This is a genomic window from Pseudomonas sp. ENNP23 (assembly GCF_001728945.1).
GTDB lineage: Bacteria > Pseudomonadota > Gammaproteobacteria > Pseudomonadales > Pseudomonadaceae > Metapseudomonas > Metapseudomonas otitidis.
In genome coordinates, this window is record NZ_LYSP01000003.1 from 177,045 (window position 1) to 197,887 (window position 20,843).

Consider the following 20,843-nt stretch of genomic DNA (forward strand, 5'->3'; position numbering starts at 1 on the left):
CCTCCACGACAAGGCAGTGGAGTCTCGCCAGGGCCCGGTGCTCGCGTATTGGAAGAAAGTCGGATCGGGCAGGGCGCCCGTCAGCGCAGCGCCTCGCGGCGGAAGCGACCGGGCGTCACCCCGGTGAAACGGCGGAAGGTGCTGGAGAAGTGCGCCTGGTCGTAAAACCCCAACTCCAGCGCCAGGCTCGCCAAGGGCTCACCCGCCAGCAGCCGCTGCTTGGCCTCGCGCACTCGGCGCTGCAGCTGGTAGGTGTGGGGTGGCACGCCATAGACGCGGCGGAACGCCTCGATCAGGTGGCGTGGATGGCGTTGCAGCAGGTGGGCCAGGTGCTCCAGGCTGACTGCCTCGCGGTAGTGCGACTCCAGGTAATCACGCAACTGAGCAGTCACTCCGCCGTCGCGCGCACTGACGCCCGTGGGACGCAGACCGCCATGGCGCACGAACACCAGCTCCAGCAGCTCCAGCAGCTCGCTTTCCAGTGCCAGTGCATCGCCTCGTTCGAACTCCCCGGCCAGGCGTGCCAAGGCCTGGGCCACGGCACCGTCATCACGCGGATTGAGCGCGCCAAACCCTCGTGGCAGAGCCTTGCGCCCGAGCAGGGCCGGCAGACGCGCTTCTTCCACGTAGAGCATCCGGTACACCAGCCGAGGCGACTCGGCGTGTCCCGTGTGGGGCTCCTCAGGATTCATCAGCGAGAGCGTGCCGGCAGGCAGGGCATGCCGCGCCCCTCGGCACTGGTAGCCGCCCACGCCATGCAGGATGGCGCCAATAGCGAAGGCATCGTGGCTGTGACGACCAAAGGGCTGGCCGGAAAAGTCGGCATGGAACAGCTCGACCCCAGGCAGCCAGGCCTTGGCCAGCAGCCGGTTGGCATCCACCTCAGGCGTCCTTGAGGATCGCCGCGTAGCCCTCGCGGTAGCTCGGGTACTGCGGCTCCCAACCCAGTGCCCGAGCCCGGGCATTGCTGCAGCGCTTGCTGCCGGCCCGACGCACGGTGGAGGACTCCGACCAGTGCGTCACCCCCAGGCGCTCGCGCAGCCAGGCCACCACCTCATCAAGCGGTGCCGGTGCATCGTCCACCCCCAGGTAGCAAGGCGCCAGCGGCGTCCCGGCTCGCTCAACACGCAGCAAGTGGGCCAGCAGGCCGGCAGCATCGTCGACGTGAATGCGGTTGCCGTAGAGCGGCGGCTCGCTCGCCACCCGGTAACCCATGCGTACCTGGCTCAGCAGCCATTCGCGGCCTGGCCCGTAGAGCCCTGTCAGGCGCACCAGGGTGGTCGACAGGCCACTGTCCAGCGCCAGTTGCTCCGCCTCGCGCATAACGCGCCCCGAGTAGCCATCGGCCTCGGCAGGGGAATCCTCGTCGATCCACTCGCCATCGCGCTGCCCATAAACGCCGCTGCTGGAGACGAACAGCAGGCGCCGGGGCTGCTGCCCGCTCTCGCGCAACCAGGCCAGCACGTGGCGCATGCCCTCGACATAGGCCGCGCGGTAGCCCGCCTCGTCATGGCGGCTCGCCGCCACGCAGAACACCACCGCATCGAGCGCGCCCATTGGCCACTCGGCAGGCCGCTCGGGACACTCCAGATCACCTGCGATGGGCAGCACGCCCTCCGGCAGCGCCGAGACATTTCGCCGCAGGCCGTGGACCCGCCAGCCCTCAGCCAACATCCTCAGGGCCAGTCGGCTGCCTACATCACCACAGCCAGCAATGAGCAAACGCGGGGATTCGGACATGGGAGCGTCTCCGTAAAAGTGCTGAGAATAAGGGCTCGGGCGGGGTGATGCGAAATCGCGCGCGTCCGTCCGGATCGCCGCGGAGGGGTTACATTATCACTTTTACAAACAAGAATTACTTGCAATAATGTTCCGCCTTTGTCCGCGACAGCACCTAACAGCGGGCGAAACCGCAATTAACCTTCAGGTCCGGCCATGAAACCTATTGCACCCAACGCCCAGCCCGCTTCGCTTTCCCGTCGCGCCCGTCCCCTGGCAGCGCTCCTGCTCGGCCTGGCCCTGCTGCCTGCAGGCGCGGCCTTCGCTGAAGAGCCCACCGCAGCACCGGTCAACGCCGCAGCCAGCACCCAGCCTGCGGCAACACCGGCCGTGGCCACCCCGGCTGCGACGCCAGTCGAAAGTGTCCAGGCAGGCGCCGGCGCGCCTTCTGCTCCGACCAACGCCGAGCTGCTGAGCACGCTCCAGGCCCTCGGCCCCCAGGCAACCCCGGAGCAGATCCGCGACACCGCCCGCCAGACCCTGCAGGCACAAGGCGTGGCCCCGGAAGAGATCGACAAGACCCTCGCCGTCATCGACCAGGGCCTGAGCCTGGGCAACGACCTCGCCGCCGCCCTGGCCGGCACCGCGCCCGAAGCCGTCGAAGAAAGCCTGCCGGCCCACGACCTGTCGCCCTGGGGCATGTACCAGAACGCCGACATCGTGGTGAAAGGCGTGATGATCGGCCTGGTGCTCGCCTCGATCCTCACCTGGACCATCTGGCTGGCCAAGAGCATCGAGCTGCTCGGTGCCAAGCGCCGCCTGCGCCGCGAGCTGGTAGCCCTGAAGGCCGCGCGCAACCTGCCGGAAGCCGCCGACAAGACCGCCGCCCCGAACAACCTGTCCCAGGTGCTGGTGCAGGACGCCCTCGACGAGCTGAAGCTCTCGACCAACACCCGCGAGAAGGACGGCATCAAGGAGCGCGTCAGCTTCCGCCTGGAGCGCCTCGTCGCCGCCAGCGGCCGCAAGATGAGCATGGGCACCGGCGTGCTCGCCACCATCGGCTCCACCGCGCCCTTCGTCGGCCTGTTCGGCACCGTGTGGGGCATCATGAACAGCTTCATCGGCATCGCCAAATCCCAGACCACCAACCTCGCCGTGGTCGCCCCCGGCATCGCCGAGGCCCTGCTGGCCACCGCCATGGGCCTGGTCGCGGCCATCCCCGCCGTGGTCATCTACAACGTCTTCGCCCGCTCCATCACCGGCTACAAGGCCCAGGTCGCGGACGCCTCCGCCCAGGTCCTGCTGCTGGTCAGCCGTGACCTGGACCACACGCCGGCCGACCGTGCACCGGCCCCGCACATGGTCAAAGTGGGCTGATCCATGGGACTGCATCTGAACGAAGGCGGTGACGATCTCCAGGAAAGCCACGAGATCAACGTCACCCCATTCATCGACGTCATGCTGGTGCTGCTGATCATCTTCATGGTCGCGGCGCCCCTGGCCACGGTGGACATCAAGGTCGACCTGCCAGCCTCCACCGCCAAGCCCGCGCCGCGCCCGGACAAGCCCATCTACCTGAGCATCAAGGAAGACAAGAGCCTGTTCCTCGACAACGACCCGGTGAACCAGGCGCAACTGGCCGCCGTACTCGACCAGCGCACCGGCGGCGACAAGGAAAAGACCATCTTCGTCCGTGGCGACAAGGCGGTGGACTACGGTCGGTTGATGGAAGTGATGGACGCCCTGCGCGGCGCCGGCTACCTGAAGATCGGCCTGGTGGGACTCGAGACGGTCGGGAACTAGATGAGCCAGGCAAAGCGAAACCTGTCCTGGGCCATCAGCCTGCTGGTGGTGCTCGGCCTGCACGTCGCCCTGTTCTGCTGGGCCCTGTTCTGGAAGGTCAGCGCCGAGCCCATCGAGCTGCCACCACCGGCCATGATGGTGCAACTCGAACCGCTGCCGGCACCTACTCCGCCACCGGCCCCACCACCGCCCCCTCAGGTTGAGCCGGAGCCCGAGCCGCTGCCGAAGCTGGCCGAAGCGCCCAAGCCGACCATCGCCATCGCGCCGAAGCCCAAACCCAAGCCGAAACCGCCGAAGCCCAAGCCCCCGGAGCCCAAGCCCGAGCTGAAGCCCCAGGAGCAGGAGTCGCCCAAGGAGCAGGTGGCCGCGCCCACGCCGCCGGCACCGCCGAGCGACGCCAAGCCCGCCGCCCAGCAGGAGAGCATGGCCAGCGCCATGACCCAGGCCCGCGAGACCTGGCAGAGCAAGCTGCTGGCCCACCTGGCCAAATACAAGCGCTACCCGGAAGACGCCCGTCGTCGCAACATCGAAGGGGTCAACCGCCTGAGCTTCACGGTGGACGCCGAAGGCAAGGTCCTGGCCTACGCCCTCACCGGCAAGTCCGGCAGCGCCTCGCTGGACCGCGCCACCTTGGAAATGATCCGCCGCGCCCAGCCGCTGCCCCCTCCGCCACCGGAGATTCTGGTCAACGGCTCGCGGGAAGTGACGGCCCCCTTCGTCTACTCCCTGCGCAAGGATCGTCGCTGAGCGACCGCCGCCCCGCCAGGGGCGGCACAGCGGTTGGTTCCATTGACTGCAGCCGCTATGCTTGCGCCTCTTCAATGGAAAATCGCTATGACCCTCACCGAACTGCGCTATATCGTCACCCTCGCCCAGGAACAGCATTTCGGGCGTGCCGCCGAACGTTGCCACGTGAGCCAGCCGACCCTCTCCGTCGGGGTGAAGAAGCTCGAGGACGAACTGGGCGTACTGATCTTCGAGCGCAGCAAGAGCGCCGTGCGCCTGACGCCGGTCGGTGAGGGCATCGTCACCCAGGCCCAAAAGGTCCTCGAACAGGCCCAGGGCATCCGCGAGCTGGCACAGGCCGGCAAGAACCAGTTGGCGGCCCCGCTCAAGCTCGGCGCCATCTACACCGTCGGCCCCTACCTCTTCCCGCACCTGATTCCCCAGCTGCACCGGGTCGCCCCGCAGATGCCGCTTTACATCGAAGAGAACTTCACCCACGTCCTGCGCGACAAGCTGCGCACCGGCGAACTGGACGCGATCATCATCGCCCTGCCGTTCGCCGAAGCCGACGTGCTGACCAAGCCGCTCTACGACGAGCCCTTCTACGTGCTGCTGCCCGCCGACCACCCCTGGACGGCGAAGAAGACCATCGACAGCGAGCTGCTCAACGACAAGAGCCTGCTGCTGCTCGGCGAGGGCCACTGCTTCCGCGACCAGGTGCTGGAAGCCTGCCCGACCCTGCGCAAGGGCAGCGAGGAAGCTGCCCGCCACACCACCGTGGAATCCAGCTCCCTGGAGACCATCCGCCACATGGTCGCCTCCGGCCTGGGCGTCTCGATCCTGCCGTTCTCCGCCGTCGACAGCCACCACTACGCCCCCGGCGTCATCGAGGTCCGCCCGCTGACCCCGCCGGTGCCGTTCCGCACCGTAGCCATCGCCTGGCGCGCCAGCTTCCCGCGCCCCCGCGCCATCGAAGTGCTGGCCGACTCCATCCGCCTCTGCTCGGTCGCCCGCCCCCAGGCTGAAGGCGAAACCAGCGCCACATGACCGAACTGGCACAGGTCCCGGTCACCGCGCTCAAGGGGGTGGGCGAGGCGCTGGCCGAAAAGCTCGCCCGGGTCGGCCTGGAGAACCTCCAGGACATCCTCTTCCACCTGCCGCTGCGCTACCAGGACCGCACCCGCGTCGTCCCCATCGGCGCCCTGCGCCCCGGCCAGGACGCGGTGATCGAAGGCCAGGTGACCGGCGCCGACGTGGTCATGGGCAAGCGCCGCAGCCTGCTGGTACGCCTGCATGACGGCAGCGGCTCGCTGAGCCTGCGCTTCTACCACTTCAGCAATGCCCAGCGGGACGGCCTCAAGCGCGGCACCCAACTGCGCTGCTATGGCGAGGTACGCCCCGGTGCCTCCGGCCTGGAGATCTACCACCCCGAGTACCGCGCCCTGAACGGCGACGAGCCGCCACCGGTGGAACAGACCCTCACGCCCATCTACCCGACCACCGAAGGGCTGACCCAGCAACGCCTGCGCAACCTCAGCCAGCTCGCCCTGGCACGCCTCGGCCCCCAGAGCCTGCCCGACTGGCTGCCGGACGAACTGGCCCGCGACTACCGCCTCGGCCCGCTGGACGAAGCCATCCGCTACCTGCACCGGCCGCCGCCGGATGCCGACCTCGAAGAGCTCGCCGAAGGCCGCCACTGGGCCCAGCACCGCCTCGCCTTCGAGGAACTGCTCACCCACCAGTTGTCCCTGCAACGCCTGCGCGAACAGCAACGGGCCCAGGCCGCGCCAGAGTTGCCCCCGGCCAAGGACCTGCCGCGTCGCTACCTGGCCAACCTGGGCTTCCAGCCCACCGGCGCCCAGCAGCGCGTCGCCGCCGAGATCGCCTATGACCTTGCCCAGCCCGAGCCCATGCTGCGCCTGGTGCAGGGCGACGTCGGCGCTGGCAAGACTGTGGTCGCCGCCCTGGCCGCCCTGCAGGCCCTGGAGGCCGGCTACCAGGTCGCGCTGATGGCCCCCACCGAGATCCTCGCCGAGCAGCACTACCTCAACTTCAGCAAGTGGCTGGAGCCGCTGGGCATCGAAGTCGCCTGGCTCGCCGGCAAGCTCAAGGGCAAAGCCCGTGCCGCTGCCCTTGAACGCATCGCCGCCGGCGCCCCGATGGTGGTCGGCACCCACGCCCTGTTCCAGGACGAAGTGACCTACCGCCGCCTGGCCCTGGTGATCATCGACGAACAGCACCGCTTCGGCGTGCAACAACGTCTAGCCCTGCGCCGCAAGGGCATCGACGGCCGCCTCAGCCCGCACCAGCTGATCATGACCGCCACCCCCATCCCGCGGACCCTGGCCATGAGCGCCTACGCCGACCTGGACACCTCCATCCTCGACGAACTCCCCCCCGGGCGGACGCCGGTGAACACCGTGCTGGTGGCCGACAACCGCCGCGAGGAAGTGATCGAGCGCGTGCGCGCCGCCTGCCACGAAGGGCGCCAGGCCTACTGGGTCTGCACCCTGATCGAGGAATCCGAGGAGCTGACCTGCCAGGCCGCCGAGACCACCTACGAGGAACTCTCCCTGGCCCTCGGCGACCTGCGCGTCGGCCTGATCCACGGGCGCATGAAGGCCCCCGAAAAGGCCGCCGTGATGGACACCTTCAAGCGCGGAGAACTGCAGCTGCTGGTGGCCACCACCGTGATCGAGGTGGGCGTCGACGTGCCCAACGCCAGCCTGATGATCATCGAGAACCCCGAGCGCCTCGGCCTGGCACAACTGCACCAGTTGCGCGGCCGCGTCGGCCGGGGCAGCGCCGCCAGCCACTGCGTGTTGCTCTACCACCCGCCGCTGTCCCAGCTTGGGCGTGAGCGCCTGGGCATCATGCGCGAGACATGCGACGGCTTCGTCATCGCCGAGAAGGACCTGGAACTGCGCGGCCCCGGCGAGATGCTCGGCACCCGCCAGACCGGCCTGCTGCAGTTCAAGGTGGCCGACCTGATGCGTGATGCCGACCTGCTGCCGGCCGTGCGCGACGCCGCCCAGGCTCTGATGGAACGCTGGCCGCAGCATGTGAGTCCGTTGTTGGAGCGCTGGCTGAGACACGGCCAGCAATACGGGCAAGTGTGATCCAGCGCACAGTGCGCCGGTCGCCTGACCCATCAGTCCTGATGGCTGCTCGTTATACTCCGGGCAGTCGCTTTTGAAGCCGGATACCGCCATGACCGAAGTCGCATTCGCCCCGGACCAGGAACCCCACGCACCCGACGTGATCCTGCAGCTGCTGGACAAGCTGGGCATTGCCAGCCAGGTCCGCGCCGACACGCCCGACCTGCCGGCCGAGCGCCGGGTCCAGGCGGTGCTGCTGGAGGATGCAGTCGGCGCCCTGCTGGTGCTCTACCCGCGCAGCCAGCTGCTGGACCTGAACCGCCTCGCCGAGCTCACCGGCCGCAAATTGGTCACCATCAAGCCCGAGCGCTTCGAGCGCATGCTCGGCAAGCACGACCTGAACACCCTGCCGGCCCTGCCGCCGCTGACCAGCTCGCCGTGCCTGTACGACGAACGCCTGCTGCAGGAGCCCTCGCTGCTGATCGACTCCGGGCACACCGGCCTGGTGCTGGAGATCCCCACCGAGCAGTACCGGCAACTGCTCAGCAAGGCCAGCGCCGCCCGTTTCGGCGAGCCGCTGGACGGCATCCGCCTGAACCTCGACCGCCCGGACGACGACCGCGCCGAGATCAGCCAGGCCGTCCAGGCCTTCACCGCCCGGCGCATCCAGCAGCGCCTCGAGGAAACCATCGAGATCCCGCCGCTGCCGGAAACCGCACAGAAGATCATCAAGCTGCGGGTCGACCCCAATGCCACCGTCGACGACATCACCGGCGTGGTGGAGACCGACCCGGCCCTGGCCGCCCAGGTGGTGAGCTGGGCTGCCTCGCCGTACTACGCCGCACCGGGCAAGATCCGCTCGGTGGAAGACGCCATCGTCCGCGTGCTGGGCTTCGACCTGGTGATCAACCTGGCCCTCGGCCTGGCCCTGGGCAAGACCCTGAGCCTGCCCAAGGACCAGCCCCAGCAGGCCACGCCCTACTGGCAGCAGGCGGTCTACACCGCCGCCGTGATCGAAGGTCTGACCCGCGCCATCCCCCGCGCCCAGCGCCCGGAGGCCGGCCTCACCTACCTCGGCGGCCTGCTGCACAACTTCGGCTACCTGGTCCTGGCCCACGTCTTCCCGCCGCACTTCTCGCTGATCTGCCGGCACCTGGAAGTGAACCCGCACCTGCCCCACAGCTACATCGAGCAGCACCTGCTGGGCATCACCCGCGAGCAGATCGGCAGCTGGCTGATGCGCTTCTGGGACATGCCCGAGGAACTCTCCACCGCCCTGCGCTTCCAGCACGACCCGAACTACGACGGCGCCAACCACGCCTACCCCAACCTGGTGACCCTGGCCGTTGGCCTGCTGCGCCAGCGGGGTATCGGCATGGGCCCGCAGATCGCCCTGCCGGACGGGCTGTTCGAGCGCCTGGGCCTGTCCCGGGAGAAGGCCGAGGACGCCGTAAGCAAGGTGCTGGAAGCCGAAGCCGCGCTCCGCGAGCTGGCCTCCCAGTTCAACCACTGAGTCATGCGCATCACGAAAAAGGGCCCCTCGGGGCCCTTTTTGTCGTGCGCGGAATCGCCCGCTACTTGAGCAGCGCCCGGCGCTTCGCGAAAACTCCGGGCAGCGCCTCCAGGCTTGCATCCAGCAGGCGCTTAACGGCCGGCCGCTCGTAGAGTTCGGCGTAGGCCCGGACCTGCTCACTGGGCATCTGCCGGTAGGCGTAGAGCATGAAGGACTGCACCGCCTGAGCGCTGCTGGCGCGGATACCGTCGGCCTGCTGGGCGGTCTGCTGGGCCAGAGCTGCCTCGCTGATGCGCTCGCCGCGCTGGTGCAGGCTGAGCAGCGCCAGGGTCTTGCCCACCTCGTAGCGCAGCAGGGCCGCCAGGTCGGTGGTGCGGGCCGCGCGGTCCAGGCGGTGTACCAGCTCCACGCGGTCGGCCCGGGGCGGCTTGTCGGCCAGTTGCTTGCGGTAGTCCACCAGCCCATCGTCCACCTCGCGCTCGGCGGCGGTGAAACGCCGGGCCAGCTCGCTGTCCAGCGCCTGCTCGACCTCGGCCAGTTGCGCCGCCTCCAGCCGAGGGGCCACGGCCGCCGCCAGATCGGCGCACACCGCCTCGGCGGCAAAGGCGCTGGCTAGCTGCTGCTGATAGGACTCGGGCGCACCCCGCTGCAGCAGCGTGCCGCTCTGCTCGCAGAGCAGGCGCACGCCGACCAGCTCAAAGGCACGGTCCAGCGTGGCGGGCCAAGGAGAGGCGGGGGCGGCGAAGGCAACAGCGCTGGCGAGCAGCAGGGGCAGGGCGATCAGGACTCGCATGGGCAAGCCTCCATCAGGACGACTCGGGCGTGCGCCTCGCGGGGCGCGCCTGTTCAGCCTAGCGAAACGCCTGGAGGCTCACCAGCGAAGGGGCTCAGGCCGCCTGCTTGTCGGCGGGCTTCTTCTTCGGCACCAGGTGCTTGGTCAGGCCCTGGAACCACAGCACCAGCGCCGGGTTGCCCTGGATCTGGATGTCCTTGTTCTGGATGCCCTGCATGAAGGCCAGTTGCTTGTTCTTCGCGTTCATGGTGGCGAAGCCGTAGGCGCCATCCTTGAAGCCGATGGCGAAGGCCGGCGAAGCCGTCACGCCACGCTTGCTGGTGACGCGCTGATCCTTGACCACGAAATGACGGGCCACCTTGCCATCGAGGGTGTGCAACTGGAACACCAGGTCCTTGCCGGCCAGTTGCTCGCGGAAGGCGGCATTGTCACGGCTGGCCTTGGCCATCATGCGGCCCAGAACCCAGAGCAGGAGTCGGAATTTCATCGGCGAGCGCCTCGGTCGGAAGGGGAACGGGCGCGCATTGTAGCGATTTGCGAGCGGGACTACAGCCCAGCCGGGAGATGGGTGGAATGCCAACGAGGCACGGGCGCCGCCTGCATGACAGCGTCCGATACGGGCGCCGACGCGCACCCATATCGGACGCTCGCTCAACACTGAATGGCCATCGCCGGAGCCTGAGGCTCGGTGCCGAGGCCCATGAACCTGCGCACTCGCTCGGCCGCGCGGTCATGGCGAATCTGCTCCGGTGCGGCATCCAGTTGCACCAGACCGTTCTCCATGAAGACGACGCGATCGGAAATCGACATGGCGAAGTCGATCTCATGGGTGACGATGACCATGGTCATGCCCTCGTTCGCCAGCCTGCGGATCACGTTCAGCACATCCCCCACCAGCTCGGGGTCGAGCGCCGAGGTCGGCTCGTCGAACAGCATGATGTCCGGCTCCATGGCCAGCGCCCTGGCAATCGCCACCCGCTGCTGCTGCCCGCCGGACAACTGGTGCGGGTACTTGTCGGCGTGAGCCAGCAAACCCACCTTGTCGAGCAACTGATAGGCACGCTGCACCGTCAGCGCACGATTATCCCCGTGGTGGATCGGTGCCAGGGTGACGTTGTCGAGAAGGGTCCGGTGGGGGAACAGGTTGAAGCTCTGGAAGACCATCCCGATGTGGGTGATCTTCTTGCGCAACCTCCCGCTGTTCGGCCTGTCGCCCGCCTCGATGATCACCTCGCCGAACAGCTCGATGCTGCCCTGGTCGATCCCTTCCAGGCCGTTGATCGTGCGAATCAGCGAGGTCTTGCCGGACCCCGAAGGGCCAATGATGGAGACGACCTGCCCGGCCTCCACCGCAAGGTGAATCCCCTTGAGCACCTCGTGGTGGCCATAGCGCTTGTGGATGTTGCGCAAGCGCAGGGCCGGCACCCCGTCGGGTGAGCACGACGGCCGGGGGGCAGGGCGCGCGTCCTGGAACCGGCTGCGCAGGTCGGCAACCTGGGAGTCACTGAGCGTCTGCGGCTTGCGACGCCCCAGCTCCAGGTGACGCTCCAGGCCCTGCAGCAGCTTGCCGAACACCGTGACGATCAGCACGTAGTAAACCGCCACGGCCGCCAGGGTCTCCATGACCAGGAAATTCTGCGCATACAGGCGCTGGCCGACCGTCAATATCTCGGTCAGCGAAATGACCGAGACCAGCGAGGTCAGCTTCACCACCGTGATGTACTCGTTGATCAGCGTCGGCAGCGCAATGCGGAACGCCTGAGGCACGACGATCAGGCGCTCGATACCGAACATCCCGATGCCCAGAGCACGCCCCGCCTCCTTCTGCCCCTTCGCCACCGCGATGATGCCGCCGCGATGAATCTCGGCCATGTAGGCCGTCTCCGTGACCACCAGCGCAATGAGCCCGGAATAGAACGGGCTCATCAGCACGCTCCCGGTCGCGGGAAAGGCCTGCGGCAAGTTGTAGACGAACACGACCAGCACCAGCAGGGGGACACTGCGGAAGAACCAGATGTAGGTCGAAGCGGCCGAACGGACGAACCGGTTGCGAGCCATCTTCGCCAACGCAAGCAGAAACCCCGCCACCAGGCCGATGCCCCACGTCAGGGCGCTCAGTTCGATCACCACCACGCAGGCTTTCCAGAACGCCGGCATGGAAAACAGCGAGATGAAGTACATCCAATCAAATTGCATAACCACCTCACCCGGAAGACGGATAACAAGCGAACAGGCGCGTGCTCAGTTCGGGGCGGCTTCCAGGTTGTACTTCTCGAGGATGGCCGCGTACTCGCCATTGGCCTTGATCCTTTCAAAGGCGGAGCGAAGTGCCTCATAGGTTTCGCTGTTGTTCTTCTTGACGAAGATGCCCAGCGTTTGCAGGTAGATCTGCTTGTCGGAGGCAATCGCCAGGCGATCCCCCGTGCGCTCCAGGATCATCCTGGCGGCGGCCCCCATCTCCACCTGGGCCTGCACGTTGCGCGACAGCGTGGCCTGGGTGACCTCCGGTCCGGACGGGTATTCATTGACCACGATTGCGCCCTTGCCCTGGGGCTCGCAGTAGGAGGAAGACAGCGAGCGGAACTCGGCAACCCAGGCAGAAGCCTGCAGGAGACCGAGCGTGGTGCCGCACAGGTCCTCCGCGCGGCTGATCTTCAGCTTGCTGCCCTTCGGCACCAGAACGGACGCGCCCGACTGCGCATAACCCAGGGTTTGCGTCTGGGTCTGCCGTTCCGGCGTGATGTACATGCCCGAGATCACCGCATCGTAGTGGCCGGCATTGAGCCCCATGATCAGCGACGGGAACTTGGCATCGATGATCGTGAGTTCCACCCCCATCTGCCTGGCGAGTGCAGCGGCAAGCTCCGGATCAGCCCCGACGATGCGCTGCTGATCGTCATAGGACCCGAAAGGGGGGTAGGTCGCCTCCATGGCCACTTTCAGTACGCCAGGCGATTTCGTCACACCGGCCATGGCAGGGGCGGTGATCGCAACGGACACAGCGAGGGTGATGCACTGGATTGCACGGCTCTTGATGATCATGGGCACGCTCCACAACGTTGACTTCGCGTGGGCCAGGCTGTGTGGGTTATTGACCTGGCCCGGGCATTGAAACGCCTGAACGGACATTCCTGTCCCCCTCCCTCATCCGGGGGGGCGCGGATCGTTGAAAGAGCGAAGCTCGGTGTGAAGCGAGGTATTTTTCTTGTTCATATGACCCCGGCACCTTCGGTATCGGCAGGACGCGGGCTCGAAAGGCCCGCCATCACCGCCCAGGTTTGCGGATCAGGGTATTCAGCTCAGCCCGGGGCGTACCCCGTTACGACTCCCAGGCTGTTACCCCTCCGGGCAATCCCTGCTGCTTCAAGCGTGTCGTCCTGATCGAAGCGGTCGCGTCCAACGAGGACCTGCAATACCGCCTCTACCTGCACCTGCGGGCCCCAGTATGGGTGAATGAAATCCGGCAACAATCGAAATTAATTGAACGCTGATGCCTGGTTTCATTCACCAATTGCCCTTTTGAGATGCCCTTGCCCGGTGTCCCAGGGAAACGGGGGCGTGCTGCACCCACGACGGTGCGAGCACACACAGCCAGGGCGGTACATCAGTGGGCAGGGCGTGGCACAGAAACGGCCGAAGGCAGACGATACGGGAGGAGAAACAGGCCGAGCAGGGAAAGAGGAAGGCCCCGGGAACCGGGGCCTTCCTGATCGTGATCAGTCAACGATGGGGCGACTCATCCTTTAGAAACTTCATCCCTGAGGGATTTGCCCGGCTTGAAGGCCACGGTGTTGCTGGCCTTGATCTTGACCGGCTGGCCGGTCTGCGGGTTCTTGCCAGTGCGGGCGCCACGGTGGCGCTGCACGAAGGTGCCGAAACCGACCAGGGTCACGCTGTCCTTGCGGTGCAGCGCGTTGGTGATTTCTTCGAGAACGGCGTTGAGAACACGATTGGCCTGATCCTTGGTGAGATCGGCCTTCTCGGCGATGGCGGCGGCGAGTTCCGGTTTACGCATAGATGCCTCTGTGACGGTTTGTTGTTTTTGTGTCCGTGCTGTTCATCCAGAACAGCGCCCAAGGCGCCGCAACAGCTCTGCGCTGCGGCAGACCACGAGGAGGATGGCATGCCGCAAAGGCCCGCGCCAGTGTTGTCCGACAGTTTTGACCTACAAGCTGAGGGCGGTTCCGACAGAAGGCCGGCCGTTCATGCCAAGACCGGCGGCAGTTCACGGTTCAGCGCGAGCTTCTCCTGCACCGCCGCACCGGTGAGCGCATAGCCCAGCAGGCGCCCGGAGGCATCGCGGCAGAGCACCTTGATGTCCGCGCCGGCCCCTTCCACCGTCCATTCGCCGTCCAGACCACGGGGCGGCGGCGAGACCACCAGCGGGCAGGCCGGGGTCTTCACCGTCACCGGCATCGGCCCGTAGCTGACCGCCGTCGGCGTGCCGGCCAGGGTCTGCGCCAGGGCCCGGGCGCTGGCCATCAGCGGCATCACGTAGAGCAGGTTGATGCCGTCCACTTCCGCGCAATCCCCCAGCGCGTAGATGTTCGCGTGGGAGGTGCGCAGCTCGCGGTCCACCACCACGCCCCGGTTCACGTCCAGGCCCGCCGCCGCCGCCAGGGCGGTGCGCGGACGCAGGCCCACAGCGGAGACCACCAGGTCGCAGGAGAGGTGAGTGCCGTCGGAGAGGTGCGCCACCAGCCCATCGCCGGCATGGTTCAGGCTGGCCAGCACCGGCCCCAGGTGGAAGCGCGCGCCGATGGCCTCCAGCCCCGCCTGCACGGCGCCGGCCGCCGCCGGATGGAGCAGGCCGGGCATGACCTGCTCACAGGGGGCGACGACCTCCACCTCGTAGCCGCCCAGGGTCAGGTCGTTGGCGAACTCGCAGCCGATCAGCCCGGCACCGAGGATCAGCACCCGGCGCTTGCCGGCGGCTGCCGCGCGAAAGCGCGCATAGTCTTCCAGGTCATTGATGGGGAACACCGCGTCCCCCGCATCGCCATCCACCGGCACGCGGATCACCTCGGCGCCCCAGGCCAGCACCAGGTCGCGGTAGGCCACGGCTTCCTCGCCGATCCAGATCTGCCGGTGCCCCGGGTCGATGCCGGTGATGCGGGTGTGGGTGCGGATCTCCGCCTTCAACTGCTCGGCCATGGCACCGGCCTCCGCCATCGCCAGGCCGTCGGCATCCTTGTTCTTGCCGAAGCCGGTGGACAGCATCGGCTTGGAGTAGGAGCGGCCGTCATCGGCACTGATCAGCAACAGCGGCGTCTCGCCGTCCAGCTTGCGAAACTCCTTGGCCAGGTTGTAGCCGGCCAGGCCGGTCCCGACGATCACCACAGGTGCACTCATCACTCACTCCCAGGATAAAAAACGACGCGACGGCCCGCAGGCCGTCGCTCAGAAAACCACCAGGACTCAGCGGATCTCGATCATCTCGAAGTCCACCTTGCCCACCCCGCAATCGGGGCAGACCCAATCCGCCGGGACATCCTCCCAGCGCGTACCGGGGGCAATGCCTTCCTCGGGCAGCCCCAGGGCCTCGTCATAAATGAAGCCGCACACCACGCATTGCCACTTGCGCACACGCACCTCCACCCCAGCGGGAACGATCGGCCGAACCTACTCCAAACCGCCCGCGCTCGCCAAGCAGGCAGCCGCGCGCCCCGACGGAGGTTGGGGCGTGACCAGGGGTGCAGCAGAAACGGGGGAGAGGGAGAAACAGGGCCCCACGCAGAACGCGGGGGCCCGGGAGGATCAGCCGATCTCGATCATCTCGAAGTCCAGCTTGCCCACGCCGCAATCCGGGCACAGCCAGTCGGCCGGCACGTCTTCCCAGCGGGTGCCAGGGGCGATGCCGTCGTCCGGCCAGCCCTGGGCTTCGTCATAGATCAGTCCGCAGACCACGCATTGCCATTTCTTCATATCTGCCTCGGGAAACTCACGGTTGCGCGCGCAACCTAACCCAATCAAAGGGCAGCGCCAAGACGCCCGCCGACCACCGCCCTGCGGCAACCGGGCCCGTCCGGAGCGCGCCGGGCTGCGTGCTACACTCCCGCGCCGCCTCAACCCCGCAGGTCCACCGTGTCGAACGCCGCCCTCGTCCACCCGCCCCGCTGGCTCAGCGCCCAGCAACTGCACCCCGCGCCCGCTGCCGAGGTGCGCGACTGGCTGTTCGACCAGGGCTCGCTGACGCGCCGCCTCACCGCCCTGGCCGAAGGTGCCTTCAGCGTCACCCCGCTGAACGAAGCCTGGCAGGTGCTGCGCAGCGACGAATGCCAGGCCCTTGACGTGCCCGACGGCAGCCAGGGCTGGGTGCGCGAGGTGTACCTGCGCGGGCATGGCGAACCCTGGGTCTTCGCCCGCAGCGTCGCCGCCCGCAAGGCCCTGGAAGGCTCCGGCCTGGCCCTGGCCGACCTTGGCGGTCGTTCCCTTGGCGAGCTGCTGTTCAGCGACCGCGCCTTCGCCCGCGGCGCCATCGAAGTCACCCGCTACCCGGCGTCGCTGCTGCCGGCCGAGGTGCGCGAAGAGCGCCTCTGGGGCCGTCGCTCCTGCTTCCGCCGCGACGAGCTGGGCGTGCTGGTGGCCGAGATATTCCTCCCCACGCTGTGGCGGCAGGCCGGAATCGAGGCCGTATAATCCGCCGCACGTCCAGCGGAGGCCCCCGATGTACATCCAGTTCCTGCGATCGCTCAACCGCCTGCACCCGCGTGCCTGGGACTTCGTCCAGCTCGCCCGGCTCGACCGTCCCATCGGCGTCTACCTGCTGCTCTGGCCCACCCTCTGGGCCGTGTGGATCGCCGCCGACGGCCACCCCAGCCTGAAGAACGTCCTGGTCTTCGTCCTCGGCGTCGCCGTCATGCGCGCCGCCGGCTGCGCCATCAACGACTACGCCGACCGCCACTTCGACGGCCACGTCGCCCGCACCCACGCCCGCCCCCTGGCCACCGGCGCCATCCGTCCGAAGGAAGCCCTGGTGTTCTTCGCCGTGCTGCTGGCCATCGCCTTCGGCCTGGTGCTGCTGACCAACGCCACCACCGTCTGGCTGTCCTTCGGCGCCGTGGCCCTGGCCGCCTGCTACCCCTTCATGAAGCGCTACACCTTCTACCCCCAGGTGGTGCTGGGCGCCGCCTACTCCTGGGGCATCCCCATGGCCTTCACCGCCGCCACCGGCGAACTGCCGGCCGCCGCCTGGCTGATCTACATCGCCAACCTGCTGTGGACCGTGGCCTACGACACCTACTACGCCATGACCGACCGCGAGGACGACCTGAAGATCGGCATCAAGTCCACCGCCATCCTCTTCGGCGACGCCGACCGGGTGATCATCGCCACCCTCCAGGGCCTCGCCCTGCTGTGCCTGCTGCTGGCCGGCAGCCGCTTCGAACTGGGCCTGTACTTCCACCTCGGCCTGCTCGGCGCCCTGGCCTGCTTCGCCTGGGAATTCCACAGCACCCGCGACCGCGACCCGCAGGCCTGCTTCAAGGCCTTCCTGCACAACCACTGGGCGGGCCTGGCGATCCTCATCGGCGTGGTGGCCGACTACGCACTGCGCTGAACACGGGCACGACACGGCCGTCGGCTCCGCCACGGTCGTGTCATATCACTGCAATAATTCCGTTATCTAATGCGCGCAAACCATCAGAACCAGCGAGCCGAGGCGAACACATGGTTGGCAAGAACATCCTGATCGTCGACGACGAAGCACCGATCCGCGAAATGATCGCGGTGGCCCTGGAAATGGCCGGCTACGAGTGCCTGGAAGCGGAGAACACCCAGCAGGCCCACGCCAGCATCATCGACCGCAAGCCCGACCTGATCCTGCTGGACTGGATGCTCCCCGGCACCTCCGGCATCGAACTGGCCCGGCGCCTGAAGCGCGACGACCTGACCAGCGACATCCCGATCATCATGCTCACCGCCAAGGGTGAGGAAGACAACAAGATCCAGGGCCTGGAAGTCGGCGCCGACGACTACATCACCAAGCCCTTCTCGCCCCGCGAGCTGGTGGCCCGCCTCAAGGCCGTGCTGCGCCGCGCCGGCCCCACCGACAGCGAAGCCCCCATCGAGATCGGCGGCCTGCTGCTGGACCCCATCAGCCACCGCGTCACCATCGACGGCAAGCCGGCCGAGATGGGCCCCACCGAATACCGCCTGCTGCAGTTCTTCATGACCCACCAGGAGCGCGCCTACACCCGTGGCCAACTGCTGGACCAGGTCTGGGGCGGCAACGTCTACGTCGAGGAACGCACCGTTGACGTGCACATCCGGCGCCTGCGCAAGGCCCTGGGCGACGCCTACGAGAACCTGGTGCAGACGGTGCGCGGCACCGGTTATCGTTTCTCCACCAAGGGCTGATCCCGCCGAACAAGGAAGCGACCGTTGAACCAGGACTGGCGCCGTGCCGTAATCCGCCGTTTGATTCTCCTGCTCGGTGCCTGCCTCCTCGCCGGCTTCATCTCCGGTGAATACGGCTGGGCCCTGGCCATCGGCCTGGGCGCCTACCTCGGCTGGACCCTCAGCCAACTGCTGCGCCTGCACAAATGGCTCAAGGAACACAAACCCGACGAGCCGCCGCCGGACGGCTACGGCCTGTGGGGCGAAGTGTTCGACAGCATCTACCACCTGCAACGCCGCGACCAGCGCGTGCGCGGGCGCCTGCAGGCGGTGATCGACCGCGTGCAGGAGTCCACCGCCGCCCTCAAGGATGCCGTGGTGATGCTCGACAGCGAGGGCAACCTCGACTGGTGGAACCGCGCCGCCGAGAACCTGCTAGGCCTCAAGACCCCCCAGGACAGCGGCCAGCCGGTCACCAACCTGATCCGTCACCCGCGCTTCAAGGAGTACTTCGAGCAGGAGAACTACCGCGAGGCCCTCGAACTGCCCTCGCCGGTCCACGACCGCCGGCGCCTGCAGTTCCACATCACCCAGTACGGCAACCGCGAGCACCTGATGCTGGTGCGCGACATCACCCGGCTTCACCAGTTGGAGCAGATGCGCAAGGACTTCGTCGCCAACGTCTCCCATGAGCTGCGTACTCCGCTGACGGTGATCGCCGGCTACCTGGAGACCCTGCTGGACAACGTCGACGACGTGAACCCGCGCTGGGGCCGTGCCCTGCAGCAGATGCACCAGCAGGCCGGGCGCATGCAGAACCTGCTCAACGACCTGCTGCTGCTGGCCAAGCTGGAAGCCACCGACTACCCCTCCGACAACCAGCCGGTGGAGGTCGAGACCCTGCTGCAAAGCATCCGCCACGACGCACTCGCCCTGTCCGGCAGCCGCCAGCACCACATCGAACTGGAGGCCGACGCCAGCGTGCGCCTGCGCGGCAGCGAGGCCGAGCTGCGCAGCGCCTTCTCCAACCTGGTGTTCAACGCCGTGAAGTACACCCCCGACGGCGGCGACATCCGCATCCGCTGGTGGGGCGACGAACTGGGCGCACACCTGGCCGTGCAGGACTCCGGCATCGGCATCGAAGCCAAGCACCTGCCACGCCTGACCGAGCGCTTCTACCGGGTCGACTCCAGCCGCGCCAGCAACACCGGCGGCACCGGCCTGGGCCTGGCCATCGTCAAGCACGTACTGCTCCGCCACCGCGCCCGCCTGGACATCAGCTCCGTGCTCAACCACGGCAGCACCTTCACCTGCCATTTCCCTCCGGCGCAGGTGGCCGGCGAGCGTTGAGAAAGACCTCACGGCGCGCCCCGGGCCCCACGCTCCCGGGGCCTTCCGCCCGCTTGCAAACTCAAGGCCCAGCCTTCACCCTTAGCCGATCATTCGCCAGCCCCGACCCCTAATGGACCCTTCCACAAGCTCCACCTTCTCCAGCTATTTCGCCGATTTCGGCCTCGTCCTGTTCGCCCTCTTCCTCGTGCTGCTCAACGGCTTCTTCGTCGCCGCCGAGTTCGCCATGGTCAAGCTGCGCGCCACCCGTGTCGAATCCATCGCCGACCAGCACGGCTGGCGCGGGCGCATCCTGCGCACCGTGCACAACCAGCTCGACGCCTACCTCTCCGCCTGCCAGTTGGGCATCACCCTGGCCTCCCTCGGCCTCGGCTGGGTCGGCGAGCCGGCCTTCGCCCACCTGCTCGGCCCGCTGCTCAGCGCCGTCGGCGTGGAATCGGAGAAGCTGCTCCACGGCATCTCCTTCTTCACCGCCTTCTTCATCATTTCCTACCTGCACATCGTGGTCGGCGAGCTGGCGCCCAAGTCCTGGGCCATCCGCAAGCCCGAACTGCTGTCGCTGTGGACGGCGGTGCCGCTGTACCTCTTCTACTGGCTCATGTACCCGGCCATCTGGCTGCTCAACGCCAGCGCCAACGCCATCCTGCGCATCGCCGGCCAGGGCGAGCCCGGCCCTCACCACGAGCACCACTACAGCCGTGACGAGCTCAAGCTGATCCTGCACTCCAGCCGCGCCCGCGACCCCAGCGACCAGGACATGCGCGTACTCGCCTCCGCCGTCGAAATGGGCGAACTGGACGTGGTGGACTGGGCCAACTCCCGGGAAGACCTGATCTACCTGGAGCACGACGCCCCGCTGTCCGACATCCTCGGCGTCATCCGCCGCCACAAGTACAGCCGCTACCCGGTCTACGACGACCGCAAGGGCGAGTTCATCGGCGTCCTGCACATCAAGGACCTGCTCCTCGCCCTGTCCGCCCTGGACAGCCTGCCCGAGTCCTTCGACCTCGCCGAACTCACCCGCCCGGTGGAGCGCGTCAGCAAGCACATGCCGCTGCCGCGCCTGCTGGAGCAGTTCCGCCAGGGCGGCGCGCACTTCGCCCTGGTCGAAGAGGCCGACGGCAAGGTGGTCGGCTTCCTGACCATGGAAGACGTGCTCGAAGTGCTGGTCGGCGACATCCAGGACGAACACCGCAAGACCGAGCGCGGCGTGCTCGCCTACCAGCCCGGCAAGCTGCTGGTGCGCGGCGACACCCCGCTGTTCAAGGTCGAGCGCCTGCTCGGCATCGACCTCGACCATGTCGAGGCCGACACCCTGGCCGGGCTGATCTACGACAGCCTCAACCGGGTTCCCGAAGAGGAAGAAGTGCTGGAGACCGAGGGCCTGCGCATCATCGTCAAGAAGATGAAAGGCCCGAAGATCCTCCTCGCCAAGGTCCTGCGGATCGACTGATCCACCGCGTCATGACAACGGGGCCCACGGGCCCCGTTCTCGTTCCCACCC

Annotated in this window: 21 protein-coding genes; 11 read left to right on the forward strand and 10 right to left on the reverse strand. The window is 67.5% G+C overall.

The features are described from left to right. Nucleotides 1–80: 80 nt before the first annotated feature. Entirely contained in the window at nt 81–881 is an 801-nt protein-coding gene (locus A9G05_RS03110) for an AraC family transcriptional regulator (protein ID WP_069559582.1), read from the reverse strand. 1 nt (nt 882) lies between these two features. Further along, nucleotides 883–1,740, reverse strand: coding sequence for an NAD-dependent epimerase/dehydratase family protein (locus A9G05_RS03115; RefSeq protein ID WP_069559583.1), 858 nt, complete (start codon nt 1,738–1,740; stop codon nt 883–885). Nucleotides 1,741–1,935: 195 nt separating this feature from the next. Between A9G05_RS03115 and exbB the strand changes: the two genes are divergently transcribed. The 6 genes from exbB to A9G05_RS03145 all read left to right on the forward strand — a co-directional run bounded on the left by exbB (nt 1,936) and on the right by A9G05_RS03145 (nt 8,859). Beyond that, complete coding sequence (gene exbB, locus A9G05_RS03120; protein ID WP_069559584.1) at nt 1,936–3,096, forward strand: tonB-system energizer ExbB; 1,161 nt, start codon at nt 1,936–1,938, stop codon at nt 3,094–3,096. Between the two features lie 3 nt (nt 3,097–3,099). Further along, nucleotides 3,100–3,522 carry a TonB system transport protein ExbD gene (gene exbD / locus A9G05_RS03125; RefSeq protein ID WP_044400642.1) on the forward strand — a complete coding sequence of 141 codons (423 nt, stop codon included), beginning with the start codon at nt 3,100–3,102 and terminating at the stop codon, nt 3,520–3,522. Beyond that, nucleotides 3,523–4,269: an energy transducer TonB gene (locus A9G05_RS03130; protein ID WP_069559585.1), complete on the forward strand. Its 747-nt coding sequence runs from the start codon at nt 3,523–3,525 to the stop codon at nt 4,267–4,269. It begins immediately after the preceding gene. A gap of 87 nt (nt 4,270–4,356) precedes the next feature. Continuing rightward, nucleotides 4,357–5,295 carry a hydrogen peroxide-inducible genes activator gene (locus A9G05_RS03135; protein WP_069559586.1) on the forward strand — a complete coding sequence of 313 codons (939 nt, stop codon included), beginning with the start codon at nt 4,357–4,359 and terminating at the stop codon, nt 5,293–5,295. Then, nucleotides 5,292–7,367: an ATP-dependent DNA helicase RecG gene (gene recG / locus A9G05_RS03140; RefSeq protein ID WP_069559587.1), complete on the forward strand. Its 2,076-nt coding sequence runs from the start codon at nt 5,292–5,294 to the stop codon at nt 7,365–7,367. Before A9G05_RS03135 ends, recG begins: the two co-directional genes overlap by 4 nt. A gap of 91 nt (nt 7,368–7,458) precedes the next feature. Beyond that, the gene (locus A9G05_RS03145) at nt 7,459–8,859 is read left to right on the forward strand and encodes an aminoacyl-tRNA deacylase and HDOD domain-containing protein (RefSeq protein ID WP_069559588.1); all 1,401 of its coding nucleotides are present in this window, start codon (nt 7,459–7,461) and stop codon (nt 8,857–8,859) included. A 61-nt stretch (nt 8,860–8,920) separates the two neighbouring features. Here the strand turns inward: A9G05_RS03145 and A9G05_RS03150 are convergent, their stop codons facing one another. The 8 genes from A9G05_RS03150 to A9G05_RS03185 form a co-directional block, all read right to left on the reverse strand. Beyond that, the gene (locus A9G05_RS03150) at nt 8,921–9,652 is read right to left on the reverse strand and encodes a hypothetical protein (RefSeq protein ID WP_069559589.1); all 732 of its coding nucleotides are present in this window, start codon (nt 9,650–9,652) and stop codon (nt 8,921–8,923) included. 94 nt (nt 9,653–9,746) lie between these two features. Continuing rightward, complete coding sequence (locus A9G05_RS03155) at nt 9,747–10,139, reverse strand: helicase (RefSeq protein WP_069559590.1); 393 nt, start codon at nt 10,137–10,139, stop codon at nt 9,747–9,749. A 164-nt stretch (nt 10,140–10,303) separates the two neighbouring features. Continuing rightward, the gene (locus tag A9G05_RS28280; protein WP_069559591.1) at nt 10,304–11,848 is read right to left on the reverse strand and encodes an amino acid ABC transporter permease/ATP-binding protein; all 1,545 of its coding nucleotides are present in this window, start codon (nt 11,846–11,848) and stop codon (nt 10,304–10,306) included. Between the two features lie 45 nt (nt 11,849–11,893). Further along, the gene (locus A9G05_RS03165; RefSeq protein ID WP_371850551.1) at nt 11,894–12,688 is read right to left on the reverse strand and encodes a transporter substrate-binding domain-containing protein; all 795 of its coding nucleotides are present in this window, start codon (nt 12,686–12,688) and stop codon (nt 11,894–11,896) included. Nucleotides 12,689–13,388: 700 nt separating this feature from the next. Further along, nucleotides 13,389–13,667 (reverse strand): HU family DNA-binding protein, encoded by a 279-nt coding sequence (locus tag A9G05_RS03170; protein WP_069559593.1) that lies wholly within the window; start codon nt 13,665–13,667, stop codon nt 13,389–13,391. 188 nt (nt 13,668–13,855) lie between these two features. Further along, nucleotides 13,856–15,004, reverse strand: coding sequence for an NAD(P)/FAD-dependent oxidoreductase (locus tag A9G05_RS03175; RefSeq protein WP_069559594.1), 1,149 nt, complete (start codon nt 15,002–15,004; stop codon nt 13,856–13,858). A gap of 66 nt (nt 15,005–15,070) precedes the next feature. Beyond that, nucleotides 15,071–15,238 carry a rubredoxin gene (locus tag A9G05_RS03180; RefSeq protein WP_044401471.1) on the reverse strand — a complete coding sequence of 56 codons (168 nt, stop codon included), beginning with the start codon at nt 15,236–15,238 and terminating at the stop codon, nt 15,071–15,073. 171 nt (nt 15,239–15,409) lie between these two features. Continuing rightward, nucleotides 15,410–15,577, reverse strand: a complete 168-nt coding sequence (locus tag A9G05_RS03185; RefSeq protein ID WP_044401468.1) for a rubredoxin — start codon at nt 15,575–15,577, stop codon at nt 15,410–15,412. A gap of 159 nt (nt 15,578–15,736) precedes the next feature. Here A9G05_RS03185 and A9G05_RS03190 point away from each other — a divergent pair, with 159 nt between their 5' ends. From A9G05_RS03190 to A9G05_RS03210, 5 genes are all read left to right on the forward strand, one after another. Next, entirely contained in the window at nt 15,737–16,291 is a 555-nt protein-coding gene (locus tag A9G05_RS03190) for a chorismate lyase (RefSeq protein ID WP_069559595.1), read from the forward strand. 28 nt (nt 16,292–16,319) lie between these two features. Further along, a complete protein-coding gene (gene ubiA / locus A9G05_RS03195; protein ID WP_069559596.1) occupies nt 16,320–17,210 on the forward strand; it encodes a 4-hydroxybenzoate octaprenyltransferase in 891 nt (296 codons plus the stop codon). A gap of 110 nt (nt 17,211–17,320) precedes the next feature. Then, nucleotides 17,321–18,010, forward strand: coding sequence for a phosphate regulon transcriptional regulator PhoB (gene phoB, locus A9G05_RS03200; protein WP_044401460.1), 690 nt, complete (start codon nt 17,321–17,323; stop codon nt 18,008–18,010). A gap of 24 nt (nt 18,011–18,034) precedes the next feature. Then, nucleotides 18,035–19,339 carry a phosphate regulon sensor histidine kinase PhoR gene (gene phoR, locus A9G05_RS03205; RefSeq protein ID WP_069559597.1) on the forward strand — a complete coding sequence of 435 codons (1,305 nt, stop codon included), beginning with the start codon at nt 18,035–18,037 and terminating at the stop codon, nt 19,337–19,339. A 112-nt stretch (nt 19,340–19,451) separates the two neighbouring features. Continuing rightward, nucleotides 19,452–20,792, forward strand: a complete 1,341-nt coding sequence (locus A9G05_RS03210; protein ID WP_069559598.1) for a hemolysin family protein — start codon at nt 19,452–19,454, stop codon at nt 20,790–20,792. Nucleotides 20,793–20,843: the final 51 nt, after the last annotated feature.